This window comes from Anatilimnocola aquadivae, from assembly GCF_049819085.1.
GTDB lineage: Bacteria > Planctomycetota > Planctomycetia > Pirellulales > Pirellulaceae > Anatilimnocola.
Genome location: NZ_CP187419.1, coordinates 1519249 through 1537255 on the forward strand (window position 1 = coordinate 1519249; position 18007 = coordinate 1537255).

Sequence of the window (18007 nt, forward strand, 5' to 3'; positions counted from 1 at the left end):
GGGCCAGAGGTGAGGGGCCAGAGGCCAGGGGTCGGTGGCAGAATGAAAGTTGTCAAAGCGCAACGGGCAAGCTGCATCGAAGTTTCAACTGTTGCTCGCCCGATCATGCAATGGGTTGTCGGCTACTGTCTTCTGTGCAAGCTATGTGGCTCGATTGCAATCGCTGCAGATGACAACATCACGAAACTCGCCAATTCGGATGTGAGTTGGAGTCGCTTCATGGGGCTGTTAGCACCCGAACTGACAAAGCGAGTTGACGAAGCGATCGTGCAGTTGACCAGAGATGATATTCCTAAGCTCATTAAAATGATCGAGGACCCAAGTCGATTCGCTGTGGCGCATGTAATCCTGGCCGAAGTGTATCGTATCGACCTCACGCTTAGCGGTGAGCGGTTCCATGGACTAAGAGTGGATGCAACCGCGAAGGGCACAAAGTATCCCGACCACAAGGTAAGCAACTTGAGTACTTATTGGAAAGACATCGCACGGACTCATAGCGACAATGCCAAGATTTTTTTAAGATGCAGGTAGAATTCAAGAAACAGCAGGCCATGCCGCGATGAAGTAGCAGATCCCGAGTGCGCCTTCGATCACCAGTACTTTCGTTGCTCCGCGATTTGAGCGATGTGCAAAAATCAGAGCGGCGCAGGCGAATAAGGGATAAGTGAACCACAGCCACAGGACAGCTTCTTCGTAGACGCCTTGATCAATCGTTCGCCCGTCTCGAAACCAGCCTTGAACGTAGACGGCCAGCAGCGCCAGGCTGACGAGTTGAATTGCCAGAATTACTCGCACCATCTCCCGCTCTTTCTTCACTCCGCTGATGCGGGGGCGGTGTTCGTTTCGGTTCCGCCGCCGCCGGAGGAGGCCTCTTCGCTGAGCCAGGCCCAGGCATCTTCGATGGTTCCGAACACGCGCAGGTTCGAGCCTCGATTGACGGCAACCAGCTCGAGGAACTTGGCCCGCTCGCCCGAATCGGCTTGCCCGGCCTGGGCTTGATAGACGATGGCGATGCGGTGCGTGGGACCAAAGCCGTAGCTCTGCAGATTGCTGCCGACTTGATACAGGTCGATGACCGACAAGCTCCGTTCGGGCACTTTGCGGGCATCGATCAGCACATGATGTTGATCGTGCTCGATGCAGGCCGCCGCGATCTGCCGCAGGATCTGCTCGCTGCTGCTCAGGTCGATGCGACCTTCGATCGTGGTTTGCAAAAATTCGCTTGCGGCGATGATGCGCACATCGTGCGACATAAACGCTCTCCGCTGGCTAGTTACCGTTGCTGAGTCGAAAGAGACGCGCCTCTTCGCCGTTTCCAACTGCAACTTCAACCTAACGCATCGGCGGACCGATTGCGAACTTATCGCCCCAAAAGCGTCCGTTAGCGTACAGAGAATTATTGATCTTTTGCTTGAGCCGTCGCGGGCACGTGGGGCCCCAGCCAGGCATGCAACATCAGCAGGCCAGCGCCGCACACCAGCAGGCAATCGGCGATGTTGAAATTCGGCCAGGTATGCTGACGGTAGCGGAACAAGATCCAGTCGCGCACACCATGCTCGTATTCGGCAGGTAGTCCCGAGGCATCCCACAGTCCCAGTCGGTCGTACAGGTTGCCAAAGATGCCCGCCATGACGCAGGCAAGGGCCACGTTCAGCAAGCGATCGTGCGCGGCGCGAAAGTAGAACAGCCAGACGACAATCGCCACGGCTGCGACTACGGAGAGAATCGAGAAGAGCCACCAGTAACCAGCGCCGAGGCCGAACAGAGCGCCGCGATTCACGGCCGTTTGAAAGCCGATGTAATCCTTGACGATCCAGAAGTACTTGTCTTCCTGGGGCAGTCCTAGCCAGGCAAACAGCGCCTGCTTAGTTACCAGGTCGGCGACGAGGCCTGTGATGGCAATGCCGCAGAAGACGAGATACCGATTGAGCGGCAAGGGCCTGCTTTGATCGGGAGGTAAAAGATCCTGGACTGCAGCGGAATCAGCACTCGCTGTCGCTGGTCGGGAAGAGGAGCGGGGCTGTTTCATGTCGCCCCGCCGATTGCTGCTCGCAATATTATGGTCGGCCGCATGCTTAGCGGCTGGTGCTCGGCTGCTTTTCGGCGCACTTGACACAGTGGGGAGTCTGCGGAAGGACTTGAAGCCGGGTCTTGGGAATCTTGGCCTGGCACTCGATGCAAACACCATAGAGCCCGCCTTCGATGCGCTCAAGAGCAGCTTCGATTTGGTCGAGCGTCGTGCCGTCGTGTTCCATCAGGCTGAGGGTGAACTCTTGCTCGAAAGCATCGGTTCCCATGTCGGCCATGTGGATGGGCATGCGGGATAAATCACCGCTCGATTCGCTGCGGGTCATGCCGAGTGCGGCATCGGCCAGGGCCGATACATCGCCACGCAACCGGGCCCTGAGGGTGACGAGCAAGGTCTTGAACTCTTTGGCCTCGGTCTTTTTCATACCGCAATAGCTCCCTCAATCTCTGGGGTGACAGCGCAACTCAATGCAACTGCCGGCTGAATTGCTACGGGCCTCGTTTGACACAAATAAACGGGCCTAGCCCCGCTATTATAATTGGCTTCCAGGCCCCCGTCAAAGGAATGGGGCAAAACGAAAACGGCCCGATTTTCGCCCCGTCGCAGGACCACCCAGGGGCGATTCCTGACAGCCCTGCTGGCAAAATCGGCGTGAATTCTCGCCAGCGGACGGTTCTAACTTGACAGCGCCGGTCTGCTAATCGCTCACAGCCTAGCTGCGTATTATTTATCAACTCTTGACAATGTTTCAGTGGCCGAGAATGATGTAACGGCTCGCGCGGGTACCGATTCTCGCGCCTGCAGCCGAACGTGTGAGATAAGTGTTTCACTTGCAATCTTGTGCCAGCAAGGATGGCTACCGAATGGCAAGTCACGCGCTAGCGACAGTGGATGGGTGTTCGGTGGGGCGGGCAGTCGCTCCAGTCCTACCGGCGACCGAGCAGCCAGAACACCCCGAAAGGGTGGTGTTCAGGTCTGTTCAGTGAACAGGTGCGGAATGGTTATCAAACGGTTATCGGCAAACCGACCTGAAAACCTAGTTTTATTCTTGTAAGTTGTTTAACGGATTAGTGTTGCGGCGAAATTCGAATCGCGATTTTTCGCCTCAAAAAGTTATCAAAAACGGGCTGTTCAGGCCGCTGCGAAGCACTGTTCAGGCCTGTTCAGACGGGAGGTAGCGGAGGGACGACTCGGCAATCAGCCAGCGAAGGGATAGATGAACTGGGCGGGCTTAGGCTACAGCAATGGGCGACCGAAACTGGCGAGCATGATCGCCGGCCGCGGGCAGGGCTGCGCCAAAATGTCCTGGGTGGGTGTAACATGACGTAACTGGCAGGACCACCTACAGATACAGGCCTCGAGCGACAAAGGACCGAACATGGCCGAACGACCCAAGGGCGAGCGCTCGCCCGAACTGTCGTCGGGCGAAATGAATGACTCGGCCGAAGCGAGTTACTTGATTGAGCCAGGCAACAATGGACCAGAGAGCCCGGACCTAGCGTCGATGGAATTCGACTTCGATGTGGTCGTGCGCGAAACGCATCCTCACATCCGAGCGTACATCGCGGGAATGGGCGTGCCTCGGCACGATGTCGACGATGTTGCCCAAGATGTGTACGTCGAGCTGTATCGGTTTTCGGATCGCATTCCGCCCGGAGTCCACCCGAAGCAATGGCTGAAGGGGATTGCGCGGAACTTGTGCCTGAACTACTTCCGGCGCCAGGGTCGCCGGCAGCGGTTGCAGCGTGAGGCACTGGTCGAAATTTTGATACGAGCCGAACAAGAGGGGCCGCCGAGCCTGGCCGAAGGGCCGATTCGCCGCGCCCTGGATGGTTGCTACGAACAGTTGCCCGACGAGAGTCGCCAACTGCTCGAACTGCGATACGAGAAAGAACTACCTAGTCAAACCATTGCTGAGATGCTGAGCAGTACTGCCGAGGCGATTCGCGTCGCCCTGTTCCGCATTCGCAACGGTTTGAAACAATGCATTGCCAGCAGCCTGGCTGCTGAGGGAACGTGATGAACGAGCCAGTACCCAACCCCGCCAACTCCGGTAGTCCACCGGACAAGACGCAGACCGATCTGCTGATCAAGCAGTTCGTCGAAGATCGCTTGAGTCTCTCGCCCGACGAGCTCGACCAGTTGATCGAGGCCTTGCGCGCTCAGCCTGCGCTCGCGATTGAACTGCGCACGCAGTTGTTGCTCGACGATCTGCTGGCTCAAAAGCTGGCCTTCGATCGGCGGAATTTTCTGGCGCAGGTCGGTCAACGCATCGGCGATTTCGAGCAAGGTGAAGAGGAGATTTACAGCCAGGTTTCGGAATTACGCGCCTTGGCTGAAGCCGAACTTGTCGAGAAGCCGCAACATCAGCGCAGCAGTCGCTGGACGATGGTTACGGTCGCGATTCTGGCTGCGTCACTGGCCGCGATTGCCTTCCTGGCACCGCAGTACTGGCCCGTCGCCCCGCGGGCGATGGCTGAAGTGCGCGAAGTGCAGGGAGACGTGTTTACGGTCAAAGGCGAACAGCGAGCGCTCGTGCGCGTGGGAGATACCCTTTCGACCGGCACTCCGCTCGAAGTGAAGGGCGGCGCGCGACTGCGGATCGAATACCGCGACAAGACGAACGTCGAGTTCGCCAGCGGCACGAAATTCGAACTGCTGGCCGATCGCAAGAGCCAGGCCAAGTTGGTGCGGGTCGATCAAGGCGAAGTCGTGGCCCGAGTGATGTCGCAGAAGAACCTGGGACCGATGGTCTTCAGTACGCCTCATGCTCGGGCGATCGTGCTCGGCACCGAATTGCGGCTGACGATCGAGCCCGAACAGACTCGGCTGGATGTTACCGAGGGGAAAGTCAATTTCGAACGCGTGACCGGCGGCGCTCCGCTGCTGGTGACTGCGAATCATTCGGGCGTCGCCAATCAGGCAGGGCTGGTGCTGCGTGAACTGAAGTGGCCTGATTCCGAAGACCGCATTCTGTTTACGTTCCACGAAAGCGGCATTCCTCACGTCCGTAATCCCGAAACGGGCAATCCGCGCGAAACAGAGCTTGAAGAGCGCGGTCCGGTGCGATCGCTGCACTCGGGCGAAGTTTATGCGCTCGCCGGCGGCAGTTATTTTTCTGCCGAAGCGGGCGAAGATCTGCTCACCAACATTCGCGGCAAGGGAGCCTTCACGATCGAAACGATTGTGATTCCCGATTCGATCTTTCGGGTGAAGGATTCGCGGATTGTGGCTTTGGGGGACGATGGCAAGCAGGCCAATTTTCAATTGCTGCAGCGCGACGATGACCTGGTCTTTCAGCTGTGGACCGATGCTTCGGACAAGCCGCACGAATTGAAGCTCGGCGAAGTGAAGCCCGATCGCCCGGTGCATGTAACGGTCACCTACGACGGTGCCAAGCTCGCCGGCTATGTGAATGGCGTGGCCAGTGGTGAACCAATCGAGGCTCGCGGCGGATTCAGCAAATGGGGCGCTGGGGCGCTGAGCTTGGGGTCTGATGCGAGCGGCCAGCATGTGTGGCGCGGCATCATCTGCGGGCTGGCGATCAGCGACAAGGCGCTCGCCGACTTTGAAGTGGTGAAGAGTGCCGGACAATATCAAACGCTGTATGCCCGCCGCGATGCGGGCCTGATGTGGGACAACTTGATGGCCGATGGTTTTGATCCCAAGCGATTCGCGGGCGCGGGAAATTGGCAGTTGGTCGATGACAGCTGGACCAACGACGCCGGTGAAGATGCCTGGTTCGGCCTGGGGCCGGCTGGGCTGAAGAACTACGATTTGCTCGTCGATGTGCATTGGGAGAAGGGTGATGGCCCGTTGCGCATGACGTTGCCCGTGAACGAACGTCGAGGTGTGGTGGTGCTCGCTAAGAGTGGCAGCGAACAGAAGACCTCGCTGCAAGATATGGGTGGCACGCCGATGACCGGCAACAGTGTCAGTAGCGATCACGTGCTGCCGCAGGGCCGCACAGCTCGGTTGGAAGTGAAGGTTCGGCTGCATAAAGACACGGCCTCGCTCGCGGTAACCTGCGACGGCGAGCCTTGGCTCGACTGGACCGGCAGCCCCGATGAGTTGCCCGAGATCGAGTCGGCAAGCTTGCCTTCGCCCAAGAAGCCGGTGCTGGTGACCGCGAACAACGTGGTGCGGATCGAGGCGATCAAGATTCGCGACTTGAATAAGATGGCTAGCAGCGAGATCGGACAGTAACGCCAGGCAGCGATGCGTCACGCTTTTTTTGACGAACCATTATTCCTGATTCACCAAATCGTTTACGATAGCGAAGTCACGCGAGCTCTCCCTTCGTGTGGCGCGCGGACCTATTCCCTCTCGCTAGCGCCCTCCGGATCTCTCTCTCGCCATGATTCTGCAAACGGTTCAACAGCACCTTCAGGAAGAGCAACGTCGACATCATCCCCAAGCCAGCGGTGAGTTTTCCTGGCTGCTATCGGGCATCACGCTGGCGACGAAGATCATCGCGGCCAATGTGCGGCGCGCGGGGATCACGGCCGATGTGCTGGGAGCGACCGATCAAGAGAACGTGCAAGGCGAGGTACAGCAAAAGCTGGACGTGCTGGCCAACCACGCAATGATGAAGTTCCTGGGCAATCGCGGCAACGTCGCCGTCATGGCCTCGGAAGAAGACGAGACGCCGGTCGTCGTCGAGCGAGACCGCATTCACGGCAAGTACGTCGTGGTCTTCGATCCGCTCGATGGCTCGAGCAACATCGACGTGAACGTGAGCGTGGGGACGATCTTTTCGGTGCTCCGCCGCGAGCCCGATCCCACTGGCCAGCGCGACGTGGCCGCCGACGTGTTGCAGCCTGGCTACAAGCAAGTGGCAGCTGGATACGTGGTGTATGGCTCGTCGACGATGCTCGTCTATACCACGGGCAACGGTGTGTTTGGCTTCACGCTCGATCCGGCGATTGGGGCTTACTTGCTCAGTCACGAACGGATCGTGATGCCTGCTGCGGGCAAGCAGTACAGCTGCAACGAAGCGAACTTCGACAGCTTTCCGGAAGGTTACAAGCAGTACCTCAACTATCTGCGGGCCGGCAAAACGGGTCGCACTTACTCGTCGCGCTACATCGGTTCGCTCGTGGCAGACTTCCATCGCACACTGCTGAAAGGCGGCGTGTTCTTGTATCCGCCGACCAAGTCGCATGCCTCGGGCAAATTGCGACTGCTGTACGAAGCCAACCCGATCGCCTTCCTCGCCGAGCAAGCCGCCGGCATCGCCACCGATGGCAAGGGCCGGATCCTCGACATCCAGCCCACCGAGGTTCACCAGCGCACGCCGCTGTGCGTCGGCAGCAAAGAAGAGATGGAACTGCTGATGAAGATGGTTAGTTAGTTAGTTTCAGTAGGTCACATCCGCCGGATGTGACCTGCCGGGGAGCATCGACTAATGCTTCGGCACTTGGATCTGCACGCCGTAGCGAGGCGCGGCGGCGAGGAGCTTTTCGATCTCGGCCTTGGATGGCGGTTGAGGTTGCTCGCCGAGTGCGATGGACTGGCCGACTTCCATAAACATGTTTTCGAGCCCGGCGGGAGCGATGCTGATGATCATCCGCGCGGGCTTGTCGCTGGCATTATGAAAGCGATGCAGACTGCCGATGGGCATGTTGGCGAACGTGCCCACACCAGCGGTGAAGGTTTCTTCGCCGACCTGAAACGTGATCTCCCCTTCCAGCACATAGAAGGCTTCTTCTTCGCGGCTGTGTGTATGAAGCGGCGGGCCGCCACCCGGCGGAACGATGGCTTCCCACATCGCGTACTTGCCGTCGGTCTCTGCGCCGGTGGCCAGAAAGCGGTAGAGATCGCCGACCACGCTAATGGTGCGACCTTCGGTAGGCGAGCGCAGAATGGGTTGTGTCATGCTGGGGCTCCTGTGGATTGATCTTGGCCAATGACTGAAACGTGGCCGGTCGTTTCGAGCACGGCGAAGCGAACGGTTTCTGCACTCGCATGCCCGGCGCTACGGAGGGCTGCTTGCAGATCGTGCCGAGTCATCTGGGCTTCGTTCAGGGCGCGCTCGTCGATCTTGCCGCCATGCACCAGGATGATCGGGCGACCTTCGAGGAATTGTTCGACCTTGCGGTTACGAAACGCCAGCCAGCCAAGGGCCGCGTCGATGGCCACGAGCGTAGCGGCGAGGATCAGGCCGCCGGTGATGCTATTGTCGCCGCCGTTCATCGAGTTCTGCACGGCATTGCTGATGACCAGCAGCAGCACCAGATCGAAGGGAGTCATCTGCCCGATTTGTCGCTTGCCAGAGATGCGTAGCAGCAGCAGCATGAAGCCGAAGACGACGGCCGCCCGAATGACGAATTCCCACCAAGGCAGGCTGATCTCCCACACGGCTGGCTACTTTCGGCAAGGGTTATTTGGGCAGGTTCGTCGGGCGTTCGTAGCGGCAATATCCGCCGCCCGCCCAAGCGAGCGTGATCCAGCCAAAGATCATCAGCACGCCGCCGATGGGAACGATGGCACCCAGAATCTTCAGATTGAGCAGCACCAGTGCGTAGAGCATGCCGCTGAAAATGATCGCGCCCAGCGTGAAGAACCAACTGGCCAGCGAGAGGGAGAGACTCGGGCGAAGATGAGCCAGAATGCCGCAGCCAAACATGGCCAGCGCGTGATACATCAGGTACTGGCTGGCGACATCCCAATCGTGCAGTCGCTTGGCAAACAGCTCGACGGTCAGGCTCTGTTTCTCGACATACCCCGGCAAGCCATGGGCACCAAACGCACCGAGGGTAACCGCCGCAGCACCGAGGATCGCTGCCACGAGGAGCATCATTTTCGCAGACATCAGGCCATCACTTCCAAGACGGGCTTGCCGCCGATAAACAGGGGACGGTTGTTGCGGTCGCGCACTTCGCTGTTGGGATCGATCCCCAGCAAGTGATAAATGGTCGCGGCCAGATCTTCGGGCTTCACAGGATGCTCGTCGGGGTACTGTCCCTTGTCGTCGCTCTTGCCGTAGATGAAGCCGCGCTTCACACCAGCGCCGGCGAGGATCACGCTGTAGCACTGCGGCCAGTGATCGCGACTGGCATTGGCGTTGATCTTTGGTGTGCGGCCGAACTCGCCCATCCAGACGACGAGCGTATCGTCGAGCAGTCCTCGCTCTTCCAGATCATCGAGCAGCGTGGGAAAGGTTTGCTCGGTGATGGGAAAGTGGTACTTGTCGACGATCTGATACATCCGCGTGTTGTCGAAGCCGTGCGTATCCCAGCCACCGTCCGTGGTGCTGCGACCGCCGATGCTGTTGCTGAAGTAAACGGTCACGAACTTCGTGCCCGCTTCGACCAGCCGTCGCGCGAGCAAGCAGCCTTGGCCGTAGGTGGTGCGGCCATACTTGTCGCGCACTTCCTGGGGCTCGGCAGACAGATCGAAAGCCTTGCGGACGCGATCGCTAGTGAGCATGTTGATCGCGCGATCGTAGTATTCGTCAAAGCCGCGAACGTCAGCCGAATAGTCGAGCAGCTTGGCCTGTTGATCGACGAGCTTTTGCATCTCGCGGCGGCGATGCAGTCGGTCGAGCGACAAACCAGCGGGCAGGCTCAGTTCGGGCAACTTGAAATTCGGCGAGTTGGGATCGTCGGTGAATAGCAGTGGATCGTGCGCCTTGCCGAGAAAGCTGGCGTGCTGGCCGGGAGTGATCGAGCCATCGCGAATGACGTGTGGATAGGCCACGAAGGTTGGCAGGCCGTTGCGACTTGGGGCCAGCTTATCGACGATGCTGCCATAGGCGGGAAACAGGTCGAGCGAATCTCGCAGGCGTTGATCGTCGCTCGGCGGCTCGTGACCACTGAGGGCATAGTAGCCGGCCGAGTTGTGATTCTTCATCTTGTGCGTCATCGTGCGGATGATGGAGCAGTGATGCATCCGCTTGGCCGTCTCGGGCAGATGCTCGCACGTTTCGAGTCCCGGCAGGCTCGTCGAGATTCCCTTCAGCGGCCCGCGATATTCTTCCGGCGCGTTCGGCTTCCGGTCGAACATGTCAATGTGACTCGGCCCGCCCCACTGAAACAGAAAGATCACCGACTTCGCCCGCGGCTTGATCGTCGCCGTCGTCTCCGCGCGCAGCAGCCCTGGCAAGTTGAGGCCCAACAGGCCAGCACCACCGACACGCAACGCTTGGCGACGAGATAGTGAGAGCGACATGCCAAAACTCCGCGCGATCTCAGGGGAATATGCAGATGATTTCACAGTTGGGCAGATCCTTCTGTAACTTCACTATATCTGCCGGAACAAGCTTCGTCGAAGGCAGCGATAGACAAGTTAACGAGGTTCCATTACGAATCACCTCAAGCCCTTCGGAATCAATGGGGCACTCACGCAAGTCCAAAAAAGTTAGCGTGCGTGCATCGAGTAGGCTCCTCAATCCAATCCCAGTGATCGGAGCATCGTAAACACTTAGTGCCTCCAGTTGGGGCAATGCGCCTAACGTGATCAACCCCTCGTCGGTAATTTTAGCCACATCCAGAGTCACGCATTTCAACTGCCTTAAACACGCGATATCCTTCAGATTACGGTCCGCAACCGGGCGCAGCGAAAGATCGCGTAGATCTAGCAACGATTGAAGTGGAGCGAGGTCAAGCTGCGGCAAGTTGTCGTCTCGCAAGACGAGACTCTCCATCTTGACGATCTGCTGCAAACTTGCGACATCTTGATTCGTGAGCTCGCAGCCTTGGAAGTACAGATCGTCGAGTAGCGGCAGGTTGCCGAGCCTGGCGATCGCATTTTCCTCAAACTTGCAGGACTCAAATTGCAAGATTGCCAGCGACGGAAACTGGTGTAGCGAGTCAATATCTGCTGCGGTGAGGTGTGATTGGCGGAAATCTACGCTTTCTACCTGACTGTAAACATCGTCTCCCCAAATCAGTCGCGATGCCCATAATTGTTTGGCGACGTACCCATTCTCGTAAAAGGTCGCACCTTTCTGCGCCAAACGATTGGCAATGCGATGCTGAGTCAGTGACTTCTGCTGCATCCCTAAGAGGACCGCCACTGCCAGGATCACCAGCAACAGCGTGCGAAGCGAATACCGCCACCAGCGTCGTTTTCTGGCTTTCGCTTGCAACTGACTGACTCCAATTCCTATTTGCATTACTCACGCGTCTTAAACGTCTTCGCGTGCTTATTCGCCGGGATGCTCACGGTGTAGCTCTTGGTATCCGGGGCGACGGCGAGGTGAATGTGGTTTCCCTGGCACTCTTTCTCTTTGTTGGCGATGAACTCGTCGGCGACGTTGTTGGTGGCACCGTCGGGGCGGAGGTTCTTGTGGACCTGATAGACCTGTTGAATGGATTTGGTGGCGTTCAGGTTCTCGAAGACTTCGGGGGCACAGCCTTTGGTGGTGCCGTTATTCATGATGGCCACGTGGGGCTCGATGGTTTGCAGCACGAGCGGGTTGTTGCTGGCGTCGAGACCGTGGTGGGTCACTTGATAGACGTCGACCTTGCCGACGAGGTTGTGCGGGCAGACCAGCTTGGCTTCTTGATTCCAGGTGAGATCGCCGGCGTCGAAGAATGTGAAGTCGCCGTACTTAATAAGTAGCACCACGCTGTTAGCATTGTCGGAGCCATCGCGGGCCTTCTCGCGGCCGCTGCTACAGACGGAAGAGTTCTCGACGGCTGTTGCCGGCGCGGTGACGAACTGCTGGCGAGTTCCCAGGCAGCGAATGCTAAGCTGCGGAGCGTCAGCGGCTTGCTGCTTGACGGGAATGGTATCGCCCGGCTTGAGCACGTGCTTCTTGTCGGCCTTCAATTCGAAATAGGCTTTGCCGGGATTATCGCGCAGGCCCTCGAACTCGCCGTTGTCCCACAGATTGGCAATGGGGAGCAATTTCGCCAACTCGATGGCTCCGCCGAAGTGATCGCCGTGATAGTGAGTGGTTACCAGATGATCGATTTGCTTCTTGCCGGCGATTTCGGTCAGCGTCTTCACAATCCGGTCAGCATCACGGCGGCCCGGGTTCCCGGCATCGATGAGAACCGTTTCACCAGCCGGAGTGACGAGCAGCGTGGCCGCTCCTCCCTCGGTATCGATCCAATAGATATGGAGCGGTCCGCTCTCCGCACCTTGCAGCAGAGAGATAGGACTGAGCGCAAAGACAAACGCTGCCAACAACCATCCGAGCTTGTTCCGCATGAGGTCGATCCTGAGAGAGGTCGCTAAGTTCGAAGTCTGTGTTCGTAAGCCTGTGTTCGTAAGCCGTTATGCAGGCTGCGATTATCGGTGCGCTGGATGGCTGGAGCAAGCTACGGCCGTTGCATTTCGCTCGCTGCACTTTCAACCTTGACTAAGTTGCACCGCTTTGCGAGACTCCGCGTCAGGTTCTGGCAAACGGTCGCCTCGTGCGCGCCGAGTGTGCCTGAACAGGCCGAATTAGCAAGCAGGCTGATTCTCGGCAGACAATGACTCAGAGACTGAACTACGCGAAGACAAGGATGTCTGACAATGAAGCGACCAGGCTGGGAACTGGCAGTGGCTGTGCTCGTGATCGCTGCAGGCTTTGCGGGCTGTGGCAAGAAAGATGCATTGCCCCCCACGATGGAATCGAACCAGGGCCAACCAGCCGGGACTGCCGTCGCCGCTGCTCCGCCCAAAGAAGTGCCCGTCGAGGCCACACCCGATCAAGTAGTGACCGTCTTCCTCGACGCCATGCGCGCCGGCGATGCGGCCACGACTGAAGCGCTGCTCACGACCAAGGCTCGCGAAGAAACCAAAAAGCACGACCTACCGGTGGCGCCGAACGCGGCCCCGAATGCTCAGTTTCAGGTGGCACCTGCTCAGTACCTGCAAAACAACCCGAACGGGGCTCATGTCCAGGCTCGCTGGGTCGAGGTCTATGGCGAGGAAAGCATCACCAACGAAGTGATTTGGGTTCTGCGCAAGCAGAACGATGGCTGGCGAGTTGCCGGTTTCGCCATCGAACTGGTCCCCGGTCAGGGGCCGCAGTTTCTGAATTTCGAAGATCCTGCAGACATGATGAACAAGCATAAAGAAGCTCTGGCGGCCGCTGAAGCTGAGGAGGCCAAGGTTGCCGCCCAGGCAGCCACACAAGTGACAGCACCCGCGGGTCAGCCTGGGGTTGGCCCCGCCGCCCCAATCCAACAAGCAACCCAACCGGCACCACCGGAAGGACCACAACTGAAGTAGCCTGCTGCGATTCCCGGCAAGTAACTCTTGCCAGGGCAAAGCTTTAGATTGACCAACCGCGAGACCGCCTCGAATTCCTTCGAGCGCGGTCTCGCTTCTTTTCTTGGTCCTCTCTCACCTTAGAGAGCTATGCTGAAGGACGAGGTCCCAAGGGCACGCAAAGATTACGCAGTCTTCGCAAATTAACGCTGACCGCTTGACATTAGGTGTGCCCCTGTTACCTTAGTCAGCCTAGCCTGTGTGACCACTGCAGTCTTCGTACGTGATAAGGTTTCGCAAACAGGGCAAAACCACGACCAAGATCTGCGGGCCCGCAGGGTACAGAAGGTTGAACCTCGCTCGATTTCACGCCGTCGCGTTGCGAGGTATTCGGTGTTGACGGCAACTTGAGTTGTTTCGCCTTAAGGTACCTGAAAAGGCAAGTGGAGGATTTTAGAATGAACCGTATCGTTGTGTTGGGTGTCGCGATCTTCTTCGCGATGGTTGGTTTGGCTTTGATCGGTGGCGAAAAGAAGGCTTCGGCCGCTTTTGGTTGCCATGGCTGTGGCGGATGCGCCGCTGCTAGCGACTGCTGCAGCAGCTCGTGCTGCGGTGGCCGTCATCACCGTCGTCGCTGCTGCTCGTCGTCGTGCTGCTCGGCTGCTCCTGCTGCCGATTGCTGCTCGTCGTCTTGCTGCGGTGGCCGTAAGCACCGTCGCCGCTGCTGCTCGTCGGCATGCTGCGGTGGTTACAGCGCTTGCAGTGGTGGTTGCGCCGCTTCCTGCGGTGGTTGCGGTGGCGCTGTCGAAGTCGCCCCTGCTGCTGCTGTCGAAGTTGCTCCTGCTGCTCCAGCCGCTGTCGAAGCCCCTAAGTAGTCATCCTGAACACTCGGATCCACAGGCTTTGTGTTTAACCAGGTGGCAGCTCCCCTGTTGCTGCCCACTGGTATCCGATGAATTCGCAGAAAGACCGGATCTCGCGCGAGATCCGGTCTTTCTTATTTCTTGCGTGTGGCTTTTTCGCCGCAGGTAGCCGCAGTCTGACCTAAACTCTCCTAGCGGCCCGCCATCGCAACGATCCCCAGGTCCGCACTTGCATCACTCCGTCCTTGGCTTCTAGCAACTCCCATGGCCAGCAAACAACCCAGCCCGGACAGCACGCCCGCCGAGTGGAACTCCACCTGGCGCGGCGTCGCGTCACTGCTGATCTTCGTCCACTTCTTCTGCGTCTTCGCGGTGCTTAGCTCCAACCACCTGCGCTCGCCGCTGCAGGCTCGGTTAGTTGAAGTCTTCAGCGCTTATACGCAGTTGCTCAACTTCGATCCCGACTTCACTCCGTACTACCTGGTCTCGGGTCCACCCACCGATGACTGCCTGCTGGTGCTCGATCTGTATGCCGATGGCGAAAAACGGGTCGAAGACCAGAAGCTCTTGAAAACGGTCGTCCTACCCGATCATGGTTCCAAGCTGAACGGCAGCCAGCGGCGCTACATCACGCTCGCTCGGCTGGTCGCGACGTTCGCCAGTCCCGAGAACGAACTCGACGAGAACTCGGGTGAGATTGCCCGCGCCGTCGGTGCCAGAATCATGGCCGAGAACGATGCACGCCGCTGCGTCTTCCGCTGCATTCAGAAGAGCAGCCAGCCGATCAATCTCGACGACCTTCGCCCCGGCTTTCCGCGCGATAACCCGAACGCTCCACAGTACGAAATTCCGGTCTACGAAGCCGATGTGTGGATCGACGAAGACAACCAGGTGCAAGCCATCAAACGGTCGGCCCGCAACGAAGTTGCTCCCCGTCAGGCTGCCTCAACCACAGGAGGCTCCTAATGCTTCTGAAAGAACAAACCGTCTCCTACTGGGATGATCTCACCAGCACGATTGGTGCCGGCTGGAACCACTTCTGGTTCACGCCCGCCAGTTCGCAGCCTCTGGCCATCGTGCGCATCGGCACCGGGCTCCTCGCGCTGGCCTACTTCCTGTCGTACTGGGGCGATCTCACCCGCTGGTTTGCAACGAATGGGTTGCTGCCACCGCAAACGGTCGAGCGGTTGACGCAGCAAGATGGCGTCATCAACTTCAACTACACCGCGCTGAAGTTCGCCACGAATCCAGGCGAGCTTTGGGTCTTCGAAATCATTGCACTCGTCGCCGCCACGCTGTTGGCCGCGGGTGTCCTCAGTCGCATATCAGCGATCGTCACCCTGGCCATGCTCCTCAGCTTCGTACATCGCGCCCCGATGATCAGCGGCTTTGGGGAACCATTGCTGGCGATGCTGCTGTTCTATTTGTGCATCGCCCCCAGCGGTGAGTGGTTCAGCTTCGATGGCTGGCTGAAGCGTCGTCGCGCCGGCGATCGAGTGAACGAAACTGCCAAACCCTCGGTGATGGCCAACATCGGCATCCGCCTGATTCAAGTTCACCTGGCCGCCTTTGTGCTGATGATGGGACTTTCGAAACTCTCGTCCGAGCCTTGGTGGACTGGCGATGCCGTTTGGTACATGATCGCGCAAACCACCTCGCGCCCGGTGAATCTCACTTCGCTCCGCTCGTCCCCGTTTGTGATCAACGCCTGGACGCACGCGCTGCTTGCGTTCGAATTCCTCTTTCCTGTGCTGATCTGGAATCGCCTCGCTCGACCGCTGCTCCTGGGCATTGGTCTCGTGCTGTGGTTATCCCTGGCGCTCATCAGCGGGCACGTGATCTTCTGCCTCAGCCTGATCGTCGCTGCCTCGATCTTCTGGCCGTGGAATGTTCAACCCGTAACTCGCCCCGCAGTTGTCTGATTACCTCAGCCACCACTCCATAAACAATACGCTTGTCCAGTAGTACGCACTGAACGAGAGGAGATAGGCGGCAGAGCGACTGAGCCAGACAAATTGCGTGGCTCGCAACTGCAGCCAGGTCAGTGGTGCGGCAGCTGGAAACGACAACACAAAGCCCGTGAGAAAGCACCACTCCAGCGCCAGGCCCAGCCAGCGGCAGAGGTGAAAGTAAGCTGCGGCGAACACAAGCAGCAACGTGCCGCAAGCATACGATGTGAGCCGCTGACGGCTCCAGAGCTTCGCCCGCATTCCCAGCACGCTGAACGTGAGCGCCGCTTGATAGACGGCCCACAAGGCGACCGGCCAGCTGAAGAAATAAAGTGTCGTCCAATGATGGATCAGCCAGCTTCCCAGGCAGCCACTCAAAAAGATCAGCGTCCAGGAGATGACTAGCGCGCGGGAATCGGATCCGTGGTTCGCAAAGGGGCTGTCATCTGCGGGCGTCGCGGGCTTGGCGGGAAGCAGTCTTCGCAGAGCGAAATCGAGCGCGCTGCCAATGGCTACTGCAATCACCATGATCGCGCAGCCCAGCCAGAACCAACGACGCAGTTCTTCTGGCGAGGGAGGCGTTGCCGGATAGTCTCGCTCAGCACCCAGGAGCACGCCCGGATCAAACCGCTCTTGGCCGGCAACCTCACTGGCAATCAGCACCGGCTTGGTTGCCGCGAGCGGCGCGCGACCAAGATAAATTGCCGCGAGTCGAGATTGCGTCCGCAAGTACAACCGATTGTCGGCCAGTGCTGGCGACGTCCAACAGACTTCTTCGGGGAAGATTTTGACGCGACCTAGCTCTTCGTACTTGTCGGGAGTTGCGGTGAAGAGCAGCACTTCGCCACGGTCGTTAAAGCCGATCAGCTTGCCGTCGGCAGCGATCAATTGGGCCTGCCCGGGCTCCTTGGCCGACCAACAGACTTCGCCCGTCAGCCAATCGAGAGCACGAAACTCACCACGCGAGGGGCGATGCAGTCTCGACTGCGCTTCACGCAGATCGAAGCCGTAGAGCGTATCGCCCACGAGCACGCTGGAAGCAACGTCATTCGATAGTTTCAAGTTGTCCCAAGTCCGTTTCGGCTCGCAGCGACCGGTCTCTTGGTTGGCGACGAGTTCGAACTGCTCGGCACCTGCCTGGAACGGAGCGGCGATGAGCAAATGCGGCTCGCGGTAGAGGGGGGCTGCGGCATGTTCATCGTAGCCATTGGAGAGGGGCAGTTCCCACCACCGCTCACCTGTCGCCCGGTGATAACAGGCCAGTGAGTTTTGCATCAGCACGATCACGAGCGGATATCCCTGCCACTCAATCGGCAGCGGCGTGGCATAGCTGGCCGGCTTGGTTCCCGTTTTCCAAGCCAGGCTGCCATCTTCGGCCTTCAGGGCGACCACACTCGCGGCTTCACCACCAACCGGCAAAATGACGAGCCCATCGCTCACGAGCGGAGAACTCGAATAGCCGAACTCGGTACCACGACCTTGAAACTTCTCGTTGAAATTGAGTGTCCAAACGATCTCGCCAGTCGCGGCCGTCGCGCAACCAACGACGCCTTGCGGCGTGACGTAAATCACTTTGCCGGCAACAACGGTCGGCGTTGAACGTGGCCCCGGATAGAGCCCGCCGCCGTCGTAGGGCCAGCCCACTTTCGTCGACCAAATCGTTTGGCCCGTTTCGGCATCGAGACAAACGAGCGATTGCTCGTAGAGCGACTGGGTCATGGTGAACACGCGCGAGTCGCTGACGGCAATCCCCGAGTAGCCCTGGCCGAGTTCTCGCACCCACAAGATCGGTGGCCCCGCAGCGGGAAACGAATCGACGATCTCGGCGCCGGTGTCCACTCCATCGTGCGTCGGCCCTCGCCACTGTGGCCAACTCGATCCTGACCCATGTTCAGCCGCGCTGGCGACACCGGCCATCATCAGCGCGCAGCAGATGACCGCGCACGAAAAGACGGGCGACGAAACGCGGAGAGGTTGTGCCCACATGAGGTTGCTCGCTCAGAGAAGAGCGCGCA

The 18007-nt window shown here is 58.9% G+C and carries 19 protein-coding genes; 8 read left to right on the top strand and 11 right to left on the bottom strand.

Annotated features, from left to right (window positions below; genetic code table 11):
* Positions 1-42: 42 nt before the first annotated feature.
* Positions 43-531: a hypothetical protein gene (locus tag NA78x_RS06035; protein ID WP_425617528.1), complete on the top strand. Its 489-nt coding sequence runs from the start codon at positions 43-45 to the stop codon at positions 529-531.
* A 3-nt stretch (positions 532-534) separates the two neighbouring features.
* Here the strand turns inward: NA78x_RS06035 and NA78x_RS06040 are convergent, their stop codons facing one another.
* The 4 genes from NA78x_RS06040 to NA78x_RS06055 all read right to left on the bottom strand — a co-directional run bounded on the left by NA78x_RS06040 (position 535) and on the right by NA78x_RS06055 (position 2453).
* A complete protein-coding gene (locus tag NA78x_RS06040; RefSeq protein WP_425617529.1) occupies positions 535-816 on the bottom strand; it encodes a hypothetical protein in 282 nt (93 codons plus the stop codon).
* The gene (locus tag NA78x_RS06045; RefSeq protein ID WP_425617530.1) at positions 813-1253 is read right to left on the bottom strand and encodes an STAS/SEC14 domain-containing protein; all 441 of its coding nucleotides are present in this window, start codon (positions 1251-1253) and stop codon (positions 813-815) included. Before NA78x_RS06045 ends, NA78x_RS06040 begins: the two co-directional genes overlap by 4 nt.
* Before the next feature lie 143 nt (positions 1254-1396).
* Positions 1397-2029 (bottom strand): signal peptidase II, encoded by a 633-nt coding sequence (locus tag NA78x_RS06050; protein ID WP_425617531.1) that lies wholly within the window; start codon positions 2027-2029, stop codon positions 1397-1399.
* A 46-nt stretch (positions 2030-2075) separates the two neighbouring features.
* A complete protein-coding gene (locus NA78x_RS06055; RefSeq protein WP_425617532.1) occupies positions 2076-2453 on the bottom strand; it encodes a TraR/DksA family transcriptional regulator in 378 nt (125 codons plus the stop codon).
* 954 nt (positions 2454-3407) lie between these two features.
* On the opposite strand from NA78x_RS06055, the gene NA78x_RS06060 reads away from it, so the two are divergent.
* The 3 genes from NA78x_RS06060 (at position 3408) to fbp (ending at position 7382) form a co-directional block, all read left to right on the top strand.
* A complete protein-coding gene (locus NA78x_RS06060; RefSeq protein WP_425617533.1) occupies positions 3408-4049 on the top strand; it encodes a sigma-70 family RNA polymerase sigma factor in 642 nt (213 codons plus the stop codon).
* Positions 4049-6235: a LamG-like jellyroll fold domain-containing protein gene (locus tag NA78x_RS06065; RefSeq protein WP_425617534.1), complete on the top strand. Its 2187-nt coding sequence runs from the start codon at positions 4049-4051 to the stop codon at positions 6233-6235. The genes NA78x_RS06060 and NA78x_RS06065 overlap by 1 nt, the downstream gene beginning before the upstream one ends.
* 151 nt (positions 6236-6386) lie before the next feature.
* Positions 6387-7382, top strand: a complete 996-nt coding sequence (gene fbp, locus NA78x_RS06070; RefSeq protein WP_425617535.1) for a class 1 fructose-bisphosphatase — start codon at positions 6387-6389, stop codon at positions 7380-7382.
* Between the two features lie 51 nt (positions 7383-7433).
* Here the strand turns inward: fbp and NA78x_RS06075 are convergent, their stop codons facing one another.
* Genes NA78x_RS06075 through NA78x_RS06100 form a run of 6 tightly spaced genes read right to left on the bottom strand, consistent with a single transcriptional unit; the run spans position 7434 to position 12190 of the window.
* Positions 7434-7907, bottom strand: coding sequence for a cupin domain-containing protein (locus NA78x_RS06075; RefSeq protein ID WP_425617536.1), 474 nt, complete (start codon positions 7905-7907; stop codon positions 7434-7436).
* Positions 7904-8389, bottom strand: coding sequence for a DUF421 domain-containing protein (locus NA78x_RS06080; protein ID WP_425617537.1), 486 nt, complete (start codon positions 8387-8389; stop codon positions 7904-7906). Before NA78x_RS06080 ends, NA78x_RS06075 begins: the two co-directional genes overlap by 4 nt.
* Positions 8390-8411: 22 nt before the next feature.
* Positions 8412-8843 (bottom strand): DUF423 domain-containing protein, encoded by a 432-nt coding sequence (locus tag NA78x_RS06085; protein ID WP_425617538.1) that lies wholly within the window; start codon positions 8841-8843, stop codon positions 8412-8414.
* Positions 8843-10201, bottom strand: coding sequence for a DUF1501 domain-containing protein (locus NA78x_RS06090; protein ID WP_425617539.1), 1359 nt, complete (start codon positions 10199-10201; stop codon positions 8843-8845). The genes NA78x_RS06085 and NA78x_RS06090 overlap by 1 nt, the downstream gene beginning before the upstream one ends.
* Positions 10202-10220: 19 nt before the next feature.
* Positions 10221-11120 (bottom strand): hypothetical protein, encoded by a 900-nt coding sequence (locus tag NA78x_RS06095; protein WP_425617540.1) that lies wholly within the window; start codon positions 11118-11120, stop codon positions 10221-10223.
* Between the two features lie 26 nt (positions 11121-11146).
* Positions 11147-12190, bottom strand: coding sequence for a ComEC/Rec2 family competence protein (locus NA78x_RS06100; protein ID WP_425617541.1), 1044 nt, complete (start codon positions 12188-12190; stop codon positions 11147-11149).
* A 309-nt stretch (positions 12191-12499) separates the two neighbouring features.
* Between NA78x_RS06100 and NA78x_RS06105 the strand changes: the two genes are divergently transcribed.
* The 4 genes from NA78x_RS06105 (at position 12500) to NA78x_RS06120 (ending at position 15965) form a co-directional block, all read left to right on the top strand.
* Positions 12500-13201: a hypothetical protein gene (locus NA78x_RS06105; protein ID WP_425617542.1), complete on the top strand. Its 702-nt coding sequence runs from the start codon at positions 12500-12502 to the stop codon at positions 13199-13201.
* Between the two features lie 437 nt (positions 13202-13638).
* Positions 13639-14055, top strand: a complete 417-nt coding sequence (locus NA78x_RS06110; RefSeq protein WP_425617543.1) for a hypothetical protein — start codon at positions 13639-13641, stop codon at positions 14053-14055.
* Positions 14056-14307: 252 nt separating this feature from the next.
* A complete protein-coding gene (locus NA78x_RS06115) occupies positions 14308-15009 on the top strand; it encodes a hypothetical protein (protein ID WP_425617544.1) in 702 nt (233 codons plus the stop codon).
* Positions 15009-15965 carry a hypothetical protein gene (locus NA78x_RS06120; RefSeq protein ID WP_425617545.1) on the top strand — a complete coding sequence of 319 codons (957 nt, stop codon included), beginning with the start codon at positions 15009-15011 and terminating at the stop codon, positions 15963-15965. The genes NA78x_RS06115 and NA78x_RS06120 overlap by 1 nt, the downstream gene beginning before the upstream one ends.
* On the opposite strand, the gene NA78x_RS06125 is transcribed toward NA78x_RS06120, so the two are convergent.
* Complete coding sequence (locus tag NA78x_RS06125; protein WP_425617546.1) at positions 15966-17978, bottom strand: PQQ-binding-like beta-propeller repeat protein; 2013 nt, start codon at positions 17976-17978, stop codon at positions 15966-15968.
* Positions 17979-18007 lie beyond the last annotated feature (29 nt).

Coding starts and splice junctions, on each gene's coding strand:
- NA78x_RS06035 (WP_425617528.1), top strand. CDS start 43: ATGAAAGTTGTCAAAGCGCAACGGGCAAGCTGCATCGAAGTTTCAACT.
- NA78x_RS06045 (WP_425617530.1), bottom strand. CDS start 1,253: ATGTCGCACGATGTGCGCATCATCGCCGCAAGCGAATTTTTGCAAACC.
- NA78x_RS06050 (WP_425617531.1), bottom strand. CDS start 2,029: ATGAAACAGCCCCGCTCCTCTTCCCGACCAGCGACAGCGAGTGCTGAT.
- NA78x_RS06055 (WP_425617532.1), bottom strand. CDS start 2,453: ATGAAAAAGACCGAGGCCAAAGAGTTCAAGACCTTGCTCGTCACCCTC.
- NA78x_RS06060 (WP_425617533.1), top strand. CDS start 3,408: ATGGCCGAACGACCCAAGGGCGAGCGCTCGCCCGAACTGTCGTCGGGC.
- NA78x_RS06065 (WP_425617534.1), top strand. CDS start 4,049: ATGAACGAGCCAGTACCCAACCCCGCCAACTCCGGTAGTCCACCGGAC.
- fbp (WP_425617535.1), top strand. CDS start 6,387: ATGATTCTGCAAACGGTTCAACAGCACCTTCAGGAAGAGCAACGTCGA.
- NA78x_RS06075 (WP_425617536.1), bottom strand. CDS start 7,907: ATGACACAACCCATTCTGCGCTCGCCTACCGAAGGTCGCACCATTAGC.
- NA78x_RS06085 (WP_425617538.1), bottom strand. CDS start 8,843: ATGTCTGCGAAAATGATGCTCCTCGTGGCAGCGATCCTCGGTGCTGCG.
- NA78x_RS06090 (WP_425617539.1), bottom strand. CDS start 10,201: ATGTCGCTCTCACTATCTCGTCGCCAAGCGTTGCGTGTCGGTGGTGCT.
- NA78x_RS06100 (WP_425617541.1), bottom strand. CDS start 12,190: ATGCGGAACAAGCTCGGATGGTTGTTGGCAGCGTTTGTCTTTGCGCTC.
- NA78x_RS06105 (WP_425617542.1), top strand. CDS start 12,500: ATGAAGCGACCAGGCTGGGAACTGGCAGTGGCTGTGCTCGTGATCGCT.
- NA78x_RS06110 (WP_425617543.1), top strand. CDS start 13,639: ATGAACCGTATCGTTGTGTTGGGTGTCGCGATCTTCTTCGCGATGGTT.
- NA78x_RS06115 (WP_425617544.1), top strand. CDS start 14,308: ATGGCCAGCAAACAACCCAGCCCGGACAGCACGCCCGCCGAGTGGAAC.
- NA78x_RS06120 (WP_425617545.1), top strand. CDS start 15,009: ATGCTTCTGAAAGAACAAACCGTCTCCTACTGGGATGATCTCACCAGC.
- NA78x_RS06125 (WP_425617546.1), bottom strand. CDS start 17,978: ATGTGGGCACAACCTCTCCGCGTTTCGTCGCCCGTCTTTTCGTGCGCG.